The 19,141-nt window shown below is 70.7% G+C and carries 16 protein-coding genes; 5 read left to right on the forward strand and 11 right to left on the reverse strand.

Annotated elements, in window-relative coordinates; all coding sequences use genetic code 11:
- The 6 genes from RT2_RS09170 to RT2_RS09190 all read right to left on the reverse strand — a co-directional run bounded on the left by RT2_RS09170 (position 1) and on the right by RT2_RS09190 (position 9,860).
- Positions 1-375 (reverse strand): hypothetical protein, encoded by a 375-nt coding sequence (locus RT2_RS09170; protein WP_174556689.1) that lies wholly within the window; start codon positions 373-375, stop codon positions 1-3.
- Positions 376-532: 157 nt separating this feature from the next.
- Positions 533-3,775: an arabinosyltransferase domain-containing protein gene (locus tag RT2_RS09175; protein WP_083577265.1), complete on the reverse strand. Its 3,243-nt coding sequence runs from the start codon at positions 3,773-3,775 to the stop codon at positions 533-535.
- Positions 3,776-3,951: 176 nt separating this feature from the next.
- Entirely contained in the window at positions 3,952-7,260 is a 3,309-nt protein-coding gene (locus RT2_RS09180) for an arabinosyltransferase domain-containing protein (protein ID WP_072844485.1), read from the reverse strand.
- Positions 7,261-7,372: 112 nt separating this feature from the next.
- Positions 7,373-7,510, reverse strand: coding sequence for a hypothetical protein (locus tag RT2_RS25800; RefSeq protein WP_169888241.1), 138 nt, complete (start codon positions 7,508-7,510; stop codon positions 7,373-7,375).
- 180 nt (positions 7,511-7,690) lie between these two features.
- Positions 7,691-9,487, reverse strand: a complete 1,797-nt coding sequence (locus tag RT2_RS09185; protein WP_072844486.1) for a glycosyltransferase family protein — start codon at positions 9,485-9,487, stop codon at positions 7,691-7,693.
- A 103-nt stretch (positions 9,488-9,590) separates the two neighbouring features.
- Complete coding sequence (locus tag RT2_RS09190; protein ID WP_072844487.1) at positions 9,591-9,860, reverse strand: helix-turn-helix domain-containing protein; 270 nt, start codon at positions 9,858-9,860, stop codon at positions 9,591-9,593.
- Positions 9,861-9,926: 66 nt separating this feature from the next.
- On the opposite strand from RT2_RS09190, the gene map reads away from it, so the two are divergent.
- Positions 9,927-10,694, forward strand: coding sequence for a type I methionyl aminopeptidase (map, locus tag RT2_RS09195; RefSeq protein WP_072844613.1), 768 nt, complete (start codon positions 9,927-9,929; stop codon positions 10,692-10,694).
- An 81-nt stretch (positions 10,695-10,775) separates the two neighbouring features.
- Here map and RT2_RS09200 read toward each other — a convergent pair whose 3' ends face one another.
- Positions 10,776-12,218, reverse strand: a complete 1,443-nt coding sequence (locus RT2_RS09200) for an HNH endonuclease signature motif containing protein (protein WP_072844488.1) — start codon at positions 12,216-12,218, stop codon at positions 10,776-10,778.
- A 124-nt stretch (positions 12,219-12,342) separates the two neighbouring features.
- Positions 12,343-13,134 carry an alpha/beta fold hydrolase gene (locus RT2_RS09205; RefSeq protein WP_072844489.1) on the reverse strand — a complete coding sequence of 264 codons (792 nt, stop codon included), beginning with the start codon at positions 13,132-13,134 and terminating at the stop codon, positions 12,343-12,345.
- A 144-nt stretch (positions 13,135-13,278) separates the two neighbouring features.
- On the opposite strand from RT2_RS09205, the gene RT2_RS09210 reads away from it, so the two are divergent.
- The 3 genes from RT2_RS09210 (at position 13,279) to RT2_RS09220 (ending at position 15,935) form a co-directional block, all read left to right on the forward strand.
- Positions 13,279-14,265, forward strand: a complete 987-nt coding sequence (locus RT2_RS09210) for a sigma-70 family RNA polymerase sigma factor (RefSeq protein WP_072844490.1) — start codon at positions 13,279-13,281, stop codon at positions 14,263-14,265.
- On the forward strand, positions 14,262-14,870 hold the full coding sequence (locus RT2_RS09215) for a TIGR03086 family metal-binding protein (RefSeq protein ID WP_072844491.1): 609 nt from the start codon (positions 14,262-14,264) through the stop codon (positions 14,868-14,870). The genes RT2_RS09210 and RT2_RS09215 overlap by 4 nt, the downstream gene beginning before the upstream one ends.
- Positions 14,871-14,975: 105 nt before the next feature.
- Positions 14,976-15,935, forward strand: coding sequence for an IS481 family transposase (locus RT2_RS09220; protein ID WP_083577228.1), 960 nt, complete (start codon positions 14,976-14,978; stop codon positions 15,933-15,935).
- A 52-nt stretch (positions 15,936-15,987) separates the two neighbouring features.
- Here the strand turns inward: RT2_RS09220 and RT2_RS09225 are convergent, their stop codons facing one another.
- The 3 genes from RT2_RS09225 to RT2_RS09235 form a co-directional block, all read right to left on the reverse strand.
- Positions 15,988-17,217: a serine hydrolase domain-containing protein gene (locus tag RT2_RS09225; RefSeq protein ID WP_083577229.1), complete on the reverse strand. Its 1,230-nt coding sequence runs from the start codon at positions 17,215-17,217 to the stop codon at positions 15,988-15,990.
- A gap of 49 nt (positions 17,218-17,266) precedes the next feature.
- Positions 17,267-17,941, reverse strand: a complete 675-nt coding sequence (locus tag RT2_RS09230; protein WP_072844493.1) for a TetR/AcrR family transcriptional regulator — start codon at positions 17,939-17,941, stop codon at positions 17,267-17,269.
- Between the two features lie 88 nt (positions 17,942-18,029).
- Entirely contained in the window at positions 18,030-18,581 is a 552-nt protein-coding gene (locus tag RT2_RS09235; protein ID WP_245709093.1) for a carboxymuconolactone decarboxylase family protein, read from the reverse strand.
- A gap of 81 nt (positions 18,582-18,662) precedes the next feature.
- Here RT2_RS09235 and RT2_RS09240 point away from each other — a divergent pair, with 81 nt between their 5' ends.
- The gene (locus RT2_RS09240; protein ID WP_072844494.1) at positions 18,663-19,133 is read left to right on the forward strand and encodes a MarR family winged helix-turn-helix transcriptional regulator; all 471 of its coding nucleotides are present in this window, start codon (positions 18,663-18,665) and stop codon (positions 19,131-19,133) included.
- Positions 19,134-19,141: the final 8 nt, after the last annotated feature.

The raw sequence follows: 19,141 nt of genomic DNA on the forward strand, positions 1-19,141 counted from the left end.
TCACATTGGTTGCCCACAGGGTCCCCAATGTGACATTGGGGAACGGGAGTCGATTTCCCAGGCCATCGCGACGGAGTCGATCCAACCGTCCGGCCTCGCGATGAAGCTGCCTGTGCCGGTTTCGATCTCACAATTGTGGACCATCGGCGGCAGACCGCTGCGCCGGTAGAGTTGCTGCGCTGCGATCTCGGCGACGGAGTGGGCGTCGGCCGCGAGTTCACGCAGAACCGATCGTGGCAGCGCGGTGCCGCGCCGCGACCCCTCGGCAAGTTCGATCGCCAGTTCCTCGACCGAGGTGTCGCCCCGCTGGATGACTTCGCTGAGCAGCGCCCGGCAGGCATCCCTTCGTCGCAAGCGGCGCGCGACGTCCAGCACGGCTCGGGTGACCGGTGCGCAGCGGAGCGAGCCTCGGGAATCCGGACCTGTGGACAACCGTCCGTCCCGCGCCAGGATCCAGCCCGGCCAGATCCCCAATGTCACATTGGGGACCCTGTGGGTAACCAATGTGACATTGGGGAGGAGAACGGGCGGGCTAGTAGACCCGCATCATCCCGGGGTTCCAGAAGCCGGACCGGGTGACCTCGCTGGTGTCGATGGTCGCGGCGGTGGCGTCGGGGAAGAACCGGTTGTACCGCTCGAGCGCGCCCCAGTCCCGGCCCCAGTCGTCCTTGAGGTAGGTGGGCACGGTCGACGGCTCGGCCAGCATCTCGGTCCAGCCGCGCGGTCCGCCGTTCTCCTGCGACTGCCAGGTGTCGGTGGAGCTCACCGCCAGCGGGCGGTCCGGCTTGATCCGGTAGTTGGGCATCTCGGCGACGCCGTACAGGTGGTCGAACGGACGCTGGCAGGGGAACTGCAGCCCGACCGCCCAGTCCAGGAGCACCGGCTGGGTGGAACCGACGAAGTCGTTGAGCGTCTGCAGCTGCGGCACCCGCGGCGGGGTGAACGCGAGCCACTGGTCGCCGGTGAGGTTCGGGTCGTGCGCGAGCACCCGCACCACGTTGGTCTCCGCGGGCAGCTCGTCGAGCGGGATCCGCAGGTTCCGCCAGGACGGCGCGGGCCCGATGTCCTTGGGCAGGTAGGTGCCCAGCGCGGTGACAGCGCCGCCGGCGTCACGGTGTCCGTACTCGAGCAGCAGCGACTGCCCGTAGGTGAACTCGCCGTCCTTGGTCTCCGACCAGATCCGACCGGCCGCGGTGACGACCACGAGCGGGGCGTCCTCGGTGCGCTCGGGCAGCTGGTACCAGCTGGTGGTGACCTTCGCGGGTTCCTGCACGCCCGGCTGGTAGCTGCCCAGGACCGGGGTGGTCGCCGGGTCCAGGCCGAACGGGAGCTTCGCGGTGCTGCCGTTGACGCCCTGTGCGCCGGTGCCGCCGGAGGTGCCGGCGTTGGAGCCGGTGGCGAAGTTGGCGCCGACCGACTGCGAGTCGGTGTTCGACTGTCCGGGCTTGACCTCGGTGTAGTCCGCGGTCAGGTCCTCCGGCACGCCGTTGGGGCTGAAGCCCGTCGGGGCGACGCCGGCCAGCGGGTCTTTCGGGTCGGTCGGCGGCTGCGCCGGGTCGAGCACCGGCTGCAGGCGTCCGGCGTTCGGGTCGGCCTCCGTGAGCACGTCGGTGGCCAGCCCACAGCTCGAGCCGGTGACGGCGTCGACGTTGGAGCGGGCCAGCGAGTACGCCGGGTACTGCGCGACCGCGCCCTTGGCGAGGGAGAGGATCTCGAAGAGCACCATCGCCGCGGCGACCACGGTCAGCGGCATCGCCGCGAACTTCTTGATCCGCCGGCCCTTCTCGGTGGAGGCCTTCACCTCGGTGCCGATGAAGTCCTCGCGGAAGTACTGCCAGCCCACCAGGAGGATCGCCGCCACGAACAGCGCGAGCAGCGCGGTGTTGAGCTCGAAGCCGGCGAGCGAGACGGTCTTGTCGAACCACGGGATGCCGTAGCTCGAGACGTACCACCAGCCGTTGATGCCGGAGAACGAGAACGCGAGCACCAGCAGCAGCCCGGCCGCGAACATGGTGCGGTTACGGCGCGAGCGCAGCGCGCTGGCCGACACCGCGACCGCGGTCAACGCGGCCAGCGAACCGGCGATGCCCGCGTACACACCGAAGTGGTGGGTCCACTTGGTGGGGTTGAACATCATGAAGAAGATCGTTCCGAACACCACGCCCAGCAGCCGCCAGGACGGGCCGACGGCCGCGCCGGGAATCCGCTTGCGGCGCAACAGCACGAACAGCGTGGTGAACAGGCACAGCATCATCACCAGGAAGGCGAAGCGGCGCGAGACCGAACCGTCGACGGTCTGCACGAACAGGTAGTAGTACCGGAGGAACTCCTCGTACCAGTTCATGTTCGGGCCGATCAGGGTGCGCACCCGGGTGGCCTCGCGGACCCCGGCGAAGGTCTGGTCGGCGAACACCGCGACCAGCACCACCGTGCCGGCGGCCATCAGCGGCGCGAGCAGCGGCCACAGCCCCACCTCGCGGTGGCGGCGGACCAGGATCCGCAGCATCGGCCGGGCGCCGGCGAGCAGCGCGGCCACACACATCAGGCCGGTCGGGGCGGCGCCGAGGGAGAACGCGGCGATCACGATGGCGACGGCGGCCGGCAGCAGGCGTCCGGTGGCGATGGACCGCTCCACCGAGCACCAGGTCAGCAGGGCGCCGAGGGCCACGATCGGTTCGGGGCGCAGGCCGTTGTTGTAGGGCATCCAGAACGCGAGGAACACCAGTGCGCCGGTCCAGACGGCGGCCTGACTGTGCCGCACCGCCCGCCCGAGGCGCGGGATCACCTCGCGGCTGATCACCATCCAGCAGAGGATTCCGGCGAGCAGCGCCGGCAGTCGCATCCACGGGCTGGCGGTGGAGATCTTCGCCATCGCGGCGAGCACCTCGTAGTACCAGCCGAACGGCGCCTCGGGGACACCGAACCAGCGGAAGTAGTTCGCCATGTAGCCGGCGTGCTCGGACGCGCGGGCCATGGTCAGCAGGTAGCCGTCGTCGGCGGTGTTGGCGCCGATGAAGTGCCAGAGCACCAGGGCCGCGGTGACGGTCGCGTCGATGGGCCGGAAGCGCCACCAGCGGGCAGGCAGGAAGCGTCTGTGCACTCGACCGTCGGTGCCGTCGAGGCGACCCAGCGCGACCAGGGAGGAGATGGTCAGCAGCACGGCCAGCACCATCGCGGCCAGCTTCACGAACGTCGGCGACGAGGTGAACCGGCTGTCGATGTTCGCGGTGAAGGTCAGGTCGGACGGCGCCGCGCCGTCGAGGCTGGAGAAGACGCCGACCAGCTGCGGGCGCAGGTCGCCGGTGAGGGTGCCGGTCGCCGGCTGCCCGTCGACGGTGAGGCCCTCGAACGTGGCGGTGGTCTGGTCGATGTCCGAGACGATGGTCAGCGCGGAACAGCCGCCGGACGCGACGGCGTCGCGCGGCGCGGTGGCGACCACCACGTTGCGGTCGAGGACGTCGACGGTGCTCTCGGTGACCCGGACGAACATCGCGTTCAGCGACGCCTCGGAGCCCTGCGGCGGCGCGGTGGCCAGCAGCAGTCCGCCCGACGCCGGCAGGTCCCGGACGAGCCGGCACGGCACGCTGGCCTGCAGATCGATGGGCACCTGTGCCATCAGCGGTGCGTCGACGTTGCCGATCACCCCGGCCTGCGGCCAGTTCAGGGCCGCCGCGGTCTGCTTGACGGGCAGGAACGGCGTCGCGACCGCGAGCACGAACCCGAGCAGTCCGGTGACAATCGCGATGAGCCGGGCGGTCCGGTACTTCGCGCGCATGTCCACGGAGGTCGATATTGCGGGCGGGCGAGGGGGAGCTGTCACGGCTTCGGGCACGATTGACGATGGTATGCGAGCGGCCGTGGTGGATCACACCGCGTCGGGATTGTCCGATATCGCGATCGCGGGTGCGGGCGCCCGTGTACGGGGGCCCGCACCCGCGTTCGCGGTCCCGGTCAGCGAGCGGCGAGCGGCCCCGGGCTCCACAGTCCGGACCGCGTGACCGGCTCGGTGTCGACCTGTCCGGTCACCGCGGCGGGGTCGAGCGGGGTGTACTTCTCCAGCGAACCCCAGTCCCGCGCCCAGTCCTTGTTCAGGTAGCTCGGCATGGTCCGCGACGTCAGCAGCAGATCGATCCAGCCGAGCGGGCCGCCGCCGATCTTGTCCTGCCAGCCGTTGGTGGAGTCCGCGCCCACCCGGTCGGGCAGGATCCGGTACTCCGGCACCTCGGCGACGCCGTACTCGTGCGCGAACGGGCGCTGGCAGGGGAACGACAGCCCGACCGACCAGTCCAGCAGCACCGGCGCGGTGGTCCCGACCACCTCGTTCAGCGTCTGCAGCTGCGGTACCCGCGGCGGCGTCACGGCCAGCCACTGCTTCGGGGTGAGGTCGCGGTCGTCCGCGACCAGCCGGACGGCGTCCGCGTCGGCGGGGATGTCCGCCGTCGGCACCCTCAGGTTCCGCCAGGACGGCGACGGCCCGATGTCGATCGGGGCGACGCGGCCGCGTACCTCCACCTGGCCGTCGTCCGTGCGGGTGCCGTACTCGACGGCGAGGTCCTGACCGGGGGTGACCACACCGTCCTTGTCGACCGAACGGATCCGGCCGGCGGCGGTGACCACGAGGATCGGTGCGGCGTCGCTGCGCTGTGACTCTGACCCGGCTGCGCCGGAGTGCGGCAGGCCGTACCAGTCGGAGATCAGCTGCGCGGGCACCTGCTCGCCGACCTGGTAGCTGCCGAGAACCGGGGTGCGCGCGGGGTCGAGGCCGAACGGCAGCGCCACGGAGCTGCCGTTGACGCCGGTGGCGCCGGTGCCGCCGCCGGTGCCCGCGGCCGTGCCGGTGGTGGTCGTCGTCGTGGTCGAGTCGAGCGAGTTGGCGCCGCCTGCGCCCTTGTTCTCCGCGTCCGCGGTGAGGTCGACGGGCACGCCGTTGGGGGTGAAGCCCTTCGCCTCCTCGCCGCCGAGCGGGTCGGGTGCGCCGGAGAGGGCGCTGAGCATCCCGACGTTGGCGTCCGGCTCGATCAGCACGTCGTCGGCGAGGGCGCAGGTGTCGCCGGTGAGGGTGTCGAAGTTCGACCGGGCCACGGAGTACGCCGGGTACTGCGCGACCGCGCCCTTGGCGAGCGAGAGCACCTCGAAGAGCACGACGAAGGCCGCCGCCAGGGTCAGCGGGGAGTCGAGCAGCGCCCGCCAGCCGTGGGTGGGCACCGGCCGTTCCTCCGCGAGGTACGGCTGACGCAGGTGCTGCCAGCCGGCCAGCAGCAGCGCCAGCACCGACAACACGAGCAGGCCGTTGGCGAAGCTGTTGCCGCCGATGGACGGCGGCTTGTCCCACCACGGCACGCCGTAGCTGGACACGTACCACCAGCCGTTGGAACCGGAGAAGGCCATGGACAGCAGGAACAGCACGGCGGCCGCGAACAGGGTGCGGTTGCGGCGCGAGCGCAGGGTGGCGGCGGCGACGGCCACCGCGGCCAGGGCGGCGACCGAGCCGGCGATGCCGGCGTAGACACCGAAGTGGTGCGTCCACTTGGTGGGCGTGAACATCATCAGCAACAGCGAGCCGACGATGATGCCGAGGATCCGCCGGGACGGTCCGGCGGCGGTGCCCGCGATGCGACCGCCGCGGCGCAGCATCATCATCCCGCACACCACCACCGACAGGATCATCACGAACACGCCGAACCGGCGGGCCAGCGAGCCGTCGGGGGAGACGTTCATCAGCGCGTCGTACCGGTGGTACTCGTCGAACCACTGGACGTTGGGGCCGACCGCGGACCGCACCCGGGTGGACTCGAGCACGGTGGCGAGGGTCTGGTCGGCGAAGATCACGATCAGCACCACCAGGCCGGCGGCGCCGATCGGCGCGAGCAGGGGCAGCCAGCCGACCTGCCGGGCGCGGGTGACGGCGATCTGCACGAGCGGCCGCGCGCCCACGATCAGGGCGGCGACGGCGATCAGCCCGGTCGGCCCCGCGGCCAGGGAGAACGCCGCGATCAGCACGCCGACGGCGGCGGGCAGCAGCCGTCCGGTGGCGATCGCCCGCTCGATCGAGCACCAGGTCAGCAGCGCGCCGAGGGCGATGATCGGTTCCGGGCGCAGGCCGTTGTTGTAGGGCAACCAGAACGAGAGGAACACCAGTCCGGCGGTCCACAGGGCGATCCGGTTGTGCCGCACCGCCCGGCCGAGTCGGGGGATCACCTCCCGGCTGACCACCATCCAGCACAGGATGGCGGCGATCAGGGCCGGCAGTCGCATCCAGGTGCTGGCGGTGCCGACCTTGGTCATCAGCGTGAGCACGTCGTAGTACCAGCCGAACGGGGCCTCGGGGACGCCGAACCAGCGGAAGTAGTTGGCCATGTACCCGGCCTGCTCCGAGGCCCGGGCCATGTTGAGCAGGTAGCCGTCGTCGGAGGTGTTGGCGCCGATGAAGTGCCAGAGCACGAGCACGCCCGCGACCAGCGCGTCGACGCCGGTGAAGGTCCACCAGTGCCGCGGCAGGAAGCGCCGGGCCCGACGGCCGTCGACGCTGTCGAGGCGGTGCAGGGCCAGCAGCGCGAGCGCGGTCGCGAGGACGCCGACGATCATCGCGAGCAGCTTGAACACCGTCGGACTGGAGGAGAAGCGGGAGTCGATGTCGGCGTGCACCGCGAGGCCGGCGGGGGCGGCGCCCTGCAGGTCGGAGAAGACGCCGACCATCTGCGGGCGCAGGTCGCCGGGCAGGTCCACGCTGGTGGCCCCGTCGGCGGCGTCCGCGTCGGCGTCGGGCAGGCCGGCGAAGGTCACGGTGGTGTGCGTGGCGTCCGAGTGCACGACGATGGCGCTGCACCCGCCGAGTTCGGCGAGCGGCGCGGAGATCAGCTGGGTGTTGCGCAGGATCACCTGCACGGTCCGGTCGGGTTCGGACCCGACCTTCACCACCAGCCCGGCGAGCTCGGCGTCGGCGGACTGCTTCGGCACGGTCGAGAGGAGGTTGCCGCCGTCGGGCAGCGTCGCGGCCGTCGCGCAGGGCAGGTGCACGTCCAGGCTGATCGGCTCGTAACTGACCAGCGGGGCATCGATGCTGGTCAGGGTGCCGTTCTGCGGCCAGGAGATGGTGGCCTGCTGCTGCGTCACGGGCAGCAGCGGGGTGAGTACCGCCAGGACCAGGCCCACCAGCCCGGCGACGACTGCGATCAGTCGTGCGGTGCGGAGGGCGGAGCGGTCCGGGGCGGGCGGTGCCCCCGGGTTTGTCACTGTGGGGGTCTCAGGCTCGGCGGGCACAAGGTCCGATCGTATGGGATGCCGCGCCGGAGTCAGGCCGAGGCGAGCCGGGGCCGGGGACGCGGGTCAGGGCCGATGCGAGGGAGCGGGCTCTGACCCGCGTCCGCCGAGATCAGGAGTCGAAGTTGAATCCGCCGCCGCCACCGGCGCCGCCGGTCGCGCCGCCGCCCGCATTGCCGGTCGAGCCGGCGCCGAGGTCGCCGCCGAGCATCGCCGAGATCAGGGCCGAGAAGATTGCGGAGAAGGACATAGGCGCTCCTGCATGTCACGTGATCGTTGGTCGACACCGGCTGGTGTCTGAGGCCATTGGACCGAGTGGCGACGGCCGGAGTCGACGGATCGACCGCAAGTTAGGGGCCGATTAGGGGGCAGTCGGACATCCCCCTGTCCCTATTTCTTCCCCTAGCGGGTGGGGTGGGGAGGCCAGGGGTCACCGGGTGCCGGCGACCAGGCCGCGGACGTCCCAGACCCAGACGTCGCCGGCCTGGTGGCCGGGGTCGCCGAGCAGTCGCTGGACGGTCTGACGCAGCGCGGCCTCGTTGCTGCCGTGCGGCAGGACCATCACGTCCGCCCGCCAGAACTGCAGGTCGGCGACGGCCTGCCTGCGTTCCGCGTCGGTCACCGTGGGCACCACGCCGGTCTTCTGGGTCTGCGCCAGCAGCAGCGCGGTCCGGCGGTCGTCGGGCCCGTACTTGGCTTTCTTCTCGGGGCCGACCGGGCCGACGAAGTAGCCGCCCGCCAGGGGGAAGCCGAAGTCGGCTTCGATCTGCCAGGTCAGGGCGCGGGCGTCCTCGGGCCGGGGCAGCGGGACGGTGACGACCGAGCCGGAGGAGACGTAGTCGCGCCAGGTGCCGTCGGCGAAGAACTCCGGGGCCGGGGCCCGGTCGACGGAGGGCAGCGGCGTCGGGGTGAGGGGCAGCAGCGCGACCAGCAGGAGCAGCAGCCACGGCACGAGGGCGGCGCGCTGCCGCAGGGCCCGCTCGGTGGCCAGCGCCAGCAGTACCGCGATCGCGGGGATCGCGCCCATCGCGAACCGCGTCTCGAGCACGGACTCGAGCAGCGGCACCCGCTCGAGCCAGCTCCAGGGCAGGTCGATCCCGGTGCCGTCGCGGCCGACCGTCAGCTCGGCACCGAGGGAGAGCAGGCACATGACCGCGGTGGTGATCGCCGCCGCCCGGGCCGTCGGCGAGCGTCGCAGCCAGACCGCGGCGCCGGTGACCAGCGCGAGCAGCGGCCAGCCGAAGTAGGCGTTGTGCTCGGTGGCGTTGATGGCGACGTCCTGGCCCGGGCTGAGCTGTCCGCCGACGGACTGGGCGGGGAACTGCAGCAGCGCCTTGAGGTCGTTGCCCATCGGCCCGTGGTCGATGAACTCGTAGCTCTGCGGCCCGAAGAACTGCCACCACAGCGGGATCGCGGTGATCGCGAGCGCGATCGCGGCGGCGACCAGCAGGGGTTTGAGTGCGGTCCGGATCGTGGGCAGCGCCTGGCGGGGGTGGGCGGCGAGGTACGACACGGTGAAGACGCCGAAGCCGATCGCGAGGATCAGCAGGGGTTCCTCGCCGAGCAGGATCTGCGCCGCGACCAGCACGCCGAGCAGGACGGTGGTGCGTGGGCCGGCACCGCGGGCCAGGGCGACCACGCAGGCCAGGATCAGCGGCAACAGGCCCATGGCGACGAAGTTGGGGTGGCCGTTGGCGTGCGAGATCATCGCGGGGGCGAATCCGCAGAACAGGCCGCCGATCACCGCCGCCGCCGTCGACTCGACGACGTACCGGGACAGCAGCCAGTACCAGGCGAAGGCGGTGCCGGCGAGCCCGGCGGTGAGGACCAGCGTCCAGGTGAAGGTCGGGCCGAACAGCAGGGTGACGGGTGCGAGCGGCAGGCTGACACCGAACATGGCCGTGTTGGCCATCAGGTTCACGCCCTGTGGGTAGTTCTGCAGCACGGTGCCGAGCGGATTCTGGAACTGGGTGACTGAGTGCGCGGCGACGGCGAAGAACCATTCCCACATTCGCTGGTCCTGGCCGCTGCCGACGAGGTAGCCGCTGGTCGGTGAGCGCCACTGCTGTTCCAGGACGTACACCGCGACCGCGGTGAACCCGAGCGCCGCGAGGAGGTCCGGCCTGCGCAGGCGCAGACGGCTGGGTGCCGGGGCGGCCGCGGTGGTGGCCGGCGTGAGGGTCGACGGCTCCGGGGTCAGATCGCCTGTTGTCTGCACCGAAGTCATCCACGCTCCTGTCCGAGATTGCGCCCACGACGCTCGCGGGACCCGTTGACGGTACGGGCGAACCCTGTGGGCTGTCTGTGTCAGGTCCGGTGGGCGGTCCGCGTCAGGATGCGGCCTCGCGCTCCGGCGACGGGACGGCGAGCGCCTCGGCCACGCGGTCCAGCGACAGCCCGAGCACCTCGGCCACGGCGGCGATGGTGAAGAAGGCCGGTGTCGCGATTCGGCCGGTCTCGATCTTGCGCAGCGTCTCGACGGAGATCCCGGCGGTTAGCGCGACTTCGACCATGCTGGCCCCGCCGCGGGCCTCGCGCAGCAGTTCGCCGAGTCGTCGGCCCCGTTCGAGTTCCTCCGCCGTGAGCGGTACGCGCACCATGGTGCCTATAGTAATACCGGTATAGTTATTGGTCTGATGGTTGTCGACGGGAAGGCGCTGAAACGGATGGTCGAGATCAAGACCGAGGGCGAGGTGAGCTCGATGAGGGCCGCGGGCCGGGTGGTCGCGGAGGCGTTGGCCGCGGCCCGGGGGGTGGCGGAGGTGGGGGTTCGCGTGAGCGAACTCGATGCGGCCGCGGCGGCGGTGATCCGGGCGGCCGGCGGAACCCCTGCCTTCCTCGGCTACCACCCCGACTGGGCCCCGAGCCCGTTTCCCGGCGTCGTGTGTGCGAGCGTGAACGATGCTGTGGTACACGGGATTCCGTCCGACTACCGGCTGGCCGACGGTGACCTGGTGAGTCTGGACTGCGGCGCCCACCTCGACGGCTGGTGCGGCGACTCGGCCGTCAGCTTCGTCGTGGGCGCCGCCGATCCCGAGGACCTGCGGCTGATCGCGGCAACCGAGGAGGCGCTGGCCCGGGGTATCGAGGCCGCGCGGGTGGGGAACCGGATCGGCGACATCGCCGAGGCCATCGGGAGCTTCGCCCGGTCGCGGGGGTACGGCGTGCTCGCGGACCACGGCGGTCACGGGATCGGTCGGGCCATGCACGAGGAACCGCACGTGCCGAACGAGGGCAGGGCCGGTCGTGGCATGAAGCTGCGTGCCGGAATGGTGCTCGCACTGGAACCGATGCTCATCCGCGGCGGCAGCGACGACTACCGACACGACCGGGACGGGTGGACGCTGCGGACGCTCGGCGGGGAGCGGGCGGCGCACAGCGAGCACACGGTCGCGATCACGGCGGACGGCCCACTGGTGCTGACGGCCGCGTGACGCGGCGCAGACCGGTTGCGGCCGAGTGTGTCTCGGCCACAACCCGCCCGGTTGTGGGTGAGTGTTCAGGCCTGTGCCTGGTCAGACTCCGTGGATCTCGCGCCGGTTGTGAGCCGGCCGTGGTCTTCGCAACGGGTCCACCCACGCCGGGGGTGTGAACCAAGGATGGCCATCCGATTCGATCTGCACTGCCCAGTGGTTCTTGTGGATCATCGTGTGGTGCTTCTTGCACAGCAGCACCAGGTTCGACAGGGCGGTGGGGCCGCCGTCGCTCCAGTGCCGGACATGGTGGGCGTCAGTCCAGGCGGCGGGTCGGCCGCAGCCGGGGAAGGCGCATCCGCAGTCCCTGGCCACCAGTGCTTTCCGCAGTCTCGGGGAGATGATGCGGGTGGTTCGGCCCACGTCGAGTGGGTTGCCGCCCCGGTCGACGAAGACAGGGGTGACCTGGGCGTCGCAGGAGATGCGGGCGGCGACGGCGGCGGAAATCGGGCCGGCCCAGGGCATGGTGGCGTGGCGGCGTCGGCGGTAGTGCCGCGGTGGCCTGATGTCGGCGCAGCCGGCGCAGTGTTCGCCGCCGACTGGGCCGGTTGCGTTGTCGGAGTGGTACTCCCAGCCGTGACGGTCCCAGGCCCCGGTCGCAGGGATCTGTGCTGTCGCGGACACCGCGTCGCGTAGTGCGTCGACGTCGATCGTGACGGTGACGTGCGGGCGTTCGCCGCCTTCCTTCGGGCCGCGGGCGTTGTCGAGGTGTCCGCGGATGATCTGGGTGAAGGCGTCGGCGTTGCGCTTGGAGGCGGTGCGGGGATCGCGGATCGGGTTGCCGTCCTCGTCCGTGCTGGGGTGCGGCTTGGACAGGCCGGACAGCGCGGTCTGGATGGCTTCGCCGGACTCGGCGTCGAAGCTGCCCTTCACGAGCATCCGCCCGCCCAGGGTGGTGGAGGCATGGAACTCGTTGAGTTCCGGGTTCTCTGCGTCCGAGGGGAGGTCGTTGTCGCGTTCGAAGTAGATGTCCATCTCGCGGGCCCGCTTACGGAGCTGTGCGGGGTCTTCGACGCGGGCGGCGATGAGCAGGTATGCCTCGCAGTCGTCGGCCCGGGCACTGTCGGGGTCGGGGTGTTCCCAGTCGGTTCCATCGGGAGCCGGGTCGATGCGGAAGTCCTTGGTGAGCTTGGCGAGGCGGGCGAGGAAGTTGACGATCACCTGCACGTGGCCCAGTTCGATCCGACCGGCGTCCAACAGCCCGGCCATCTGTGGGTGCAGCGGGAGCTCGCGGGAAAGGCGGACGATCCGCGCGGCGTGGGCGGGGTGCATCCGGGTGACGCCGGCCAGCCAGGAGGTGGTGTCGGCGGCGCCGGCATGTTCGGGCAGGCACCTTTGATCGGCCTCGTGCACCAACCTGACGAGTAGCGCCTCACGTGCACGGATGTCCTGGACGAGCTCCGGTACCGCCGCCAGGATCTCGGTTTCGTCGAGTCGCCATGCCTCGACCCCGGCGGGGTCGGTGAGCATGGCGTCGAGTTTCATACATCGAATTCTACTCGCACGCGTATTCGATCACAATTATGTTTCGCCTGGTGAACGGCCTTCGGCCTGTCGGTGCTTTCGGTTGCTCTGGCAACCAAAAGTACTCACAAGAGCCGGCGGCGCCTCAGTGCCCGGCGCCGAAGAACTCGGACAGCACGGGCGCCAGGACCTCCGGCGTCACGTCGTGGAAGCCCCCGTCGACGATGCCCATGCCCGCGCCGGGAACCACCTCGGCGACCGCCGCGGCGGCCTCGCGCAGCCAGGGCGGACTCCCGGCGCTGGCCAGCGCCAGGGTCGGGACGGAGATCGTCGCCAGCCGCTCACGCGGCATGGCGCCGCTCTCGACCACCAGCGCGTCGTAGAGCAGGGTGTGCGCGATCGCCTTCATCGGCACCCAGGCCGGCGACTGCCTGATCGACGGGACCGCCTCGGCCGGGACCCCGACCGCCTCGGTCATGAACAGTTCCACGGCGTCGCCGCGTCGCCCCGCCGCGGTGAGCTCGGCGAGCCGGGTGAGGTAGTCGTCTGACGTCCGCGGGCCGTCGGAGTACGGCGGCTCGAACACGGCGAGCCGCGCGACCGGCAGTCCCGCCGCGGCGGCCTCGAGGGCCAGCACCGCGCCGGAGGACAGGCCGTAGACGTGCGTCGGCCGGCCGATGTCGTCGAGGATCGCGGCCAGGTCCTCGATCTCGCGTTCCGGCGCGTACGGCGCGGTGTCGCCGCTCGACCCGCGTCCGCGTCGGTCGTAGGCGATGGTGGTGAACTCCGACGCGAGCGCCGCGGCCAGCGGGCCGGCCGTCCGCCGGTCGTTGAACGCGCCGCCGACGATCAGTGCAGGTGGGCCGTCGCCGGAACGCTCGTACGCGATGACGGTGCCGTCGGCGGAGGTGACCTGGTGGGAGGTGACTGTGGCCATGACCTTCCCCTTCCCGGGGTGGACGGATCGGAGGTCTCTTCCCAGTACAGACCATCGGGTGCCGGTGAATCCATCGATCACCGATGAGTTTCGAATTCGCCGAGGGTCTGTACCTGCATGGGAATCCAAGGAAATGTGTGCGCCATGACTGAGAGCGCGGTTCGTGGGGACTTTGCACCGTTGGCGGAGCCGTACCGGCGTGAGCTGCTCGCGCACTGTTACCGGATGTCCGGGTCGGTGCACGACGCGGAGGACCTGGTGCAGGAGACCTACCTGAAGGCGTGGCGCGCCTACGAGAAGTTCGAGGGCCGCTCGTCGCTGCGTACCTGGCTGTACCGGATCGCGACGACCACCTGCCTCACCGCGCTCGAGAGCAAGGGCCGGCGCCCGCTGCCCACGGGGCTGGGCGCGCCGAGCTCCGACCCGGCCGACGACCTCGTCACCCAGGACGAGGTGCCGTGGCTCGAACCGATTCCGGACACCCTGGTCGATATGTCCTCCAACGATCCGGCGGTGGCCGCAACCTCCAAGGAGACCATCCGCCTCGCCCTGATCGCCGCGCTGCAGCACCTGCCGCCGAAGCAGCGCGCGGTGCTGATCCTGCGCGAGGTGCTGGCCTGGCCGGCGGCCGACGTCGCCGAGCTGCTCGGGACCACCACCGCGGGGGTGAACAGCGCGCTGCAACGGGCCCGCGCGCAGATCGACCGGGCGGCGCCGAGCGAGGACGCCGTGCAGGAACCGGTCGGGCCCGATCAGCGCGAGCTGCTCGACCGGTACCTGTCGGCATTCGAGCGGTACGACATGGCCGCGCTGAAGGAGCTGTTCACCCAGGACGCGGTCTGGGAGATGCCGCCGTTCGTCGGCTGGTACCAGGGTCCGGACGCGATCCGGACGCTCATCGAGAACAACTGCCCGGCAAAGGGTCCCGGCGACATGAAGCTGATCTCGACGGTGTCGAACGGGCAGCCGGCGTTCGCGATGTACATGCGCGACGCCGACGGCGCCTACCCCGCGTTCCAGCTGCAGGTGGTCTCCCTCGGCCCGTCCGGGATCGGCCACGTGACGGCGTTCTTCGACACTTCGCTGTTCGAGAAGTTCGGTCTGCCGGCAGTCCTGCCGGCGGGGTCGTGACGGTCAGCCGCCGGGTCGCCTGGCCGGTCGCCGATCCGGTCGCGCTGCTCGAGCGGGCGATCAGTTACGCGCTCGGCAGCCTGCAACTGGTGACGGCGCAGGACATGTCGGCCCCGACGCCGTGCCGGGAATGGAACCTGCGGGAGTTGTTGGCGCACATGAACGACGCGCTCGAGGCGTTGCAGGAGGCCGTCGACGACCGGGTGGTGGCGCTCGTGCCGGACGAGGGCCCGCCCAACATCTCATCCGATCCCGTTGCCGCCCTGCGGGATCGGGCTTGCCACCTGCTCGGCTCGTGGACCGGGTCAGCCGATCCCGCTCCCATCCGGATCGGCGAGGTGCCGGTGCTGTCGGACATCGTGCCCTCCGCGGGGGCGCTCGAGGTCGCGGTGCACGGGTGGGACGTGTCGGTGGCGTGCGGGAACCCCCGGCCGATACCGGCCGCCCTTGCAGACGAATTACTCTCCTGTGCAGCGCTGTTCGTCACCGATGCGGACCGGCCTGCCCGCTTCGGGGTACCGGTGGAGTCGGCGCGAGACGCTGGCCCGGGGGACCGGTTGCTGGCTTTCCTGGGCCGGGATCCGAGCGGCCGGGGCACGCGCTAGCTGTACCCGGCCAGGACGTTGGTAGCAGGCGTGTCGGCTTGATGTGAAGAGAACCTCCGGTTGAGGTGTGGCTTGTCGAAGGCCCGCATCCCACCGGAGGTTCTCGTGTCCCACCGTAATGCCCGCACCACGTATCTCGGGAGAAAGCTCATCGTCGAGCGCCACCGGGACGGCTGGCCCAAAGCCCATATCGCCAGCGCAATGGGAGTTTCCCGCAAATGCGTCTCCACGTGGGTGACCCGCTACGAGACCGAGGGAGAGGCAGGGTTGCACGATCGGTCCTCACGCCCGCACACGATGCCGACCCGAACCGCGACCACAGTCGAGACCCGGATCGTCGAACTACGCATGCGTGAACGACGCGGACCGGACTGGCTCGCAGCCGAACTCGGGGTGCCGGCCCGCACCGTCTCCCGAGTCCTACGACGACACCAGGTGCCGTACCTGGCCGACTGCGACCCGTTGACCGGCGAGGTGATCCGCTCGTCGAAGACCACCGCAGTGCGCTACGAACGCCAGCGGCCCGGCGAGCTGGTGCACATGGACGTCAAGAAGCTCGGCCGGATCCCCGACGGCGGCGGATGGCGTGCCCGCGGCAGGGAGCACGCGGAGCGGGACTACTCGACAAAGGTTGGGTTCGACTACGTTCACTCGCTGGTCGACGATCACTCCAGGCTCGCCTACTCGGAGGTCCTGCCGGACGAGAAAGGCGCCACCTGTGCTGGTTTCCTGTCCCGCGCGATCGACTACTTCGCCGGCCACGGCATCACCAGGATCGAACGGCTGATGACCGACAACGCCTGGGCCTACCGGTGGTCGTTGCGCGCGGTGTGCGCCGAGCACGGCATCCGACAGAAGTTCATCAAACCGCACTGCCCCTGGCAGAACGGCAAGGTCGAACGACTGAACCGCACCCTGCAGACCGAGTGGGCCTACCGGCAGGTGTTCACCACCAACGCCGAGCGCACCGCCGCGCTTGCACCCTGGATCGAGTACTACAACACTCGACGACGCCACGGCGCACTCGGAGGCCTGCCGCCGATCAGCCGGCTGTCACCAACCTGATGGCCGGGTACAGCTAGCCCGCGCCCGACCCGTACCCGGTTGGTTGCCTGCGCTAGCGCGCCGCCGCGATCGCCCGCAACACCTCGAACGTCTCCTGCTCGTCCTGTTCGGTCCCGTAGTCGCTGAGCTTGACGATGACGGTGCGAGTGGTCGGGTCCACGTAGGTGTACTGGCCGTACACCCCGACCGCGGAGAGGTCGGCGCCGTCGCCGCCGGTGGGGTGCCACCACTGCGCCGAGTAGCCCCACTTGGACACCGGGTGCTGGGCGGGGGTGCTGATCCGCGAGATCCACGCCGCCGGAACGACTTGCGTGTCGCCGACGCGGCCGCCGTCGAGGACGAGCTGCCCGACCTTTGCGAAGTCGCGGGCGGTGGCGTTGATGCAGCAGAACGCCTTCTCCTGTCCGCCGTCGCGGTCGAGGTTCCAGGTCGCGTCGTCTTCCGCGCCGATCGGGCCCCACAGGTCGTGGGTGAGCAGGTCGGTCAGCGGCCTGCCCTCGACGCGGGCGAGCACCTGGCCGAGGAGTTGGGTGTCGACGCTGCGGTAGTCGCCCTTGCTGCCGGGCGTGAACTGCACACTGCGGTGGTCGCGGACGAACGCGTCGAGGTCACCCGTGAGGTACATCCGGGCGGTGCCGGTGAGGGGGAAGTACGGGTTGTAGTTCTCCGATACGTCGGCGCCCGATGTCATGTCCAGCAGGTCCCGCACCGTGATGGCGTCGTAGTCGCCGCCGCCGGCCAGCTCCGGCAGCACGTCGACCAGTCGGTCGTCCTCGCTCAGTTTGCCGGCGTCGATCGCCCGGCCGATCAGCAGCGAGACCACCGACTTCGCCATCGACCAGGATGCCAGCCGGGTCGTGGGCTCGACCCCGTCGCGGTACCACTCGTGGGTGAGCGCGCCGTCGCGCAGCACCAGGAAGGCGTTCGTCTTGGTGGTGTCGAGGAATTCGGCGACCGGGATCTGCTTGCCCTTCCACGGCACCGCCCCGGGCAGTGCGGCCTCGTGCACGGGCAGCGGTCGCGGGTCGGTGGCGGGCACGGACCGGGCCGGGTAGAGCGACCCCTGGGTCGACGGCGCAGCGGTGAGCAGCCGGGCCAGAGTGGGCGGCGCGGGGATGTCGAGCGCGGCGGTCGCGGCGTAGGACCCGGCGATCAGCACCGCGAGGGTCAGCGGGACTGCGATTGCCGTCCGGGTCAGTATTCGCCTGCGCCGGGTCGGCCTGTCGGAACTCGGCTGCTCGGAGGTGGGGCGGGCGTCGGTAGCGGTGCTGGGCTCGGTCATGCGCGGGTGTTCCTCGATCTCCGGTGCGGTCGGTCGCGGGTAGTGGCGGTCATCCGGCGGTGGCCCGGGCGCGGGTGTCGACGGCGGCCCAGAACGCCTCGATCATGGTGTCGAGCACCATGTCCGGGCTCACCTCGGCCAGGGCGCGAGCGGACGAGGCGATCGCCGGGTAGCGGGCAGGGTCCGCGCCCGCGTACTCGCTGAGCCAGGCGCGCTCGTCGGCGTCCCGAATTGTGTCCGGCAGTACCGCCCAGCCGGCCTGCATGCCGGCAAATGCCAATACGCTGTCGGCCAGCATCCGTTGGTAGCGAACGACATCCGCGTCGCCGAGGCCGAGCTCGGCGAGCGAGGTGAGCATCGTCTCGACGAGGGCGAACTCGCCCGGGCCCCGGGTGGTGCGCGGTGCTACCGCGGCGCCCACGTAGGGGTGCTCGGTGAACACCGCGACCACCGCGTGCGCGAGGTGCTCCATGCGCTGTTTCGGCCCGAGCCCGGTCGGGACGCGGTCGCGGGCCATCGTGAGCAGCCGGTCGCCAACGGCTCGCAGGAGCGCGTCCTTGTCGGAGAAATGGCGCCACACCGCGGACCGGTCCACTCCCAGTTCCTCGCCGAGTGCGCGCCCGGTCAGCCCGTCGGGGCGGCCCCGTGCGGCAATCCGCACCGCCGCCTCCACGATGATCTCCGGCGTCAGCCGGATCGCGCGACGCGAACCGTCGTCGGCCATCGTGCACCCCGTCCCGAATCTGTCATCAGTGTTGTCATCAATGATGACAAGCCGGGTGCGACCGCGGGGGCGAATCGGTGAAATGGGGCTACGCGGCGCCGTCCCAGGCGAACCGGGCGAACGGCTCGTCCAGATGTGCCCCCGTCATCCGGTTGGCGAAGGTGGACAGGGTGTACGTGCCGACGCCGAGCACGACCTCGAGTGCCTGCCTGGTGCTGAAACCGACGTCGAGGAAGGCGCGCATCCGGGCGTCGTCCACCGCGCCCGCACTGTCGAGCACGGCCAGGGTGAACTGTCGCAGCGCCTCGAGCCGTGGGTCGTCGAGCGGCCGACGCTCGCGCAGCGCGGCGGTGAGCTCGGGCGAGGCCCCGTCGCGGGTGAGGCCGGCCGAGTGCAGGGCGACGCAGAGGTGGCACTCGTTTCGGGTTGCGATCGCGAAGACCACCACCTCCCGTTCGAGGTGGGTCAGCGTGCTGCGCTCGAACAAGGCGTTTGCGCGGGCGAACGCCTGCATCAGCTCCGGCGACTCGGCCATCAACGCGCTCGCGGCGGGCAGGAACCCGAACTGCTGCTCGATCGCCGCCATGATCGGCCGGGCGGCGGCGGGGGCGGTTTCGGCGGTGTGTGCGGTGAAGGTCATGGGGCTTCCTTCGGATAAGATAGACAATGTGGTTGTCCAAAACAGTAAACCTGGTTGTCGATATGGCGCAAGGGGTGCCGCATGAGTGAGCGCGAGAGCCCGGGCTACGAGCTGCCCCTCCTGCTGTTCTCCGGGTTCCGGTCGTTGATCGACGAGACGCATCGTCGGCTCGCCGCGCAGGGCCATCCGGAGATGCGGCCGGCTCACGGATTCGCGATGCAGGCGATCGGCGTCGAGGGCGCCAGCGCCAGCGAGGTGGGGCGTCGGCTCGGCGTCTCCAAGCAGGCCGCGGGCAAGACCGTCGACCGACTGGAGGCGATGGGATACGTTTCCCGGCAACCTGATCCGTCCGATGCGCGCGCCAAGACGGTGGTCCTCACCGAGCGCGGGCTGGACAGCCTGCGCCGCTCCGCCGTCATCTTCGAGGAGCTGCAGTCCGAATGGGCAGCGGCAATCGGGACGGACCGGCTGCGGGCGCTCGAGTCCGACCTGCGCACCGTCACCGGCGGCCAGGGTCTTCGGCTCGACGCGCAGGCCTGGTTCGGCGGCTAGTGGGCCGA

This window comes from Rhodococcus tukisamuensis NBRC 100609 (assembly GCF_001894985.1).
Classification (GTDB): Bacteria; Actinomycetota; Actinomycetes; order Mycobacteriales; family Mycobacteriaceae; genus Rhodococcus_G; species Rhodococcus_G tukisamuensis.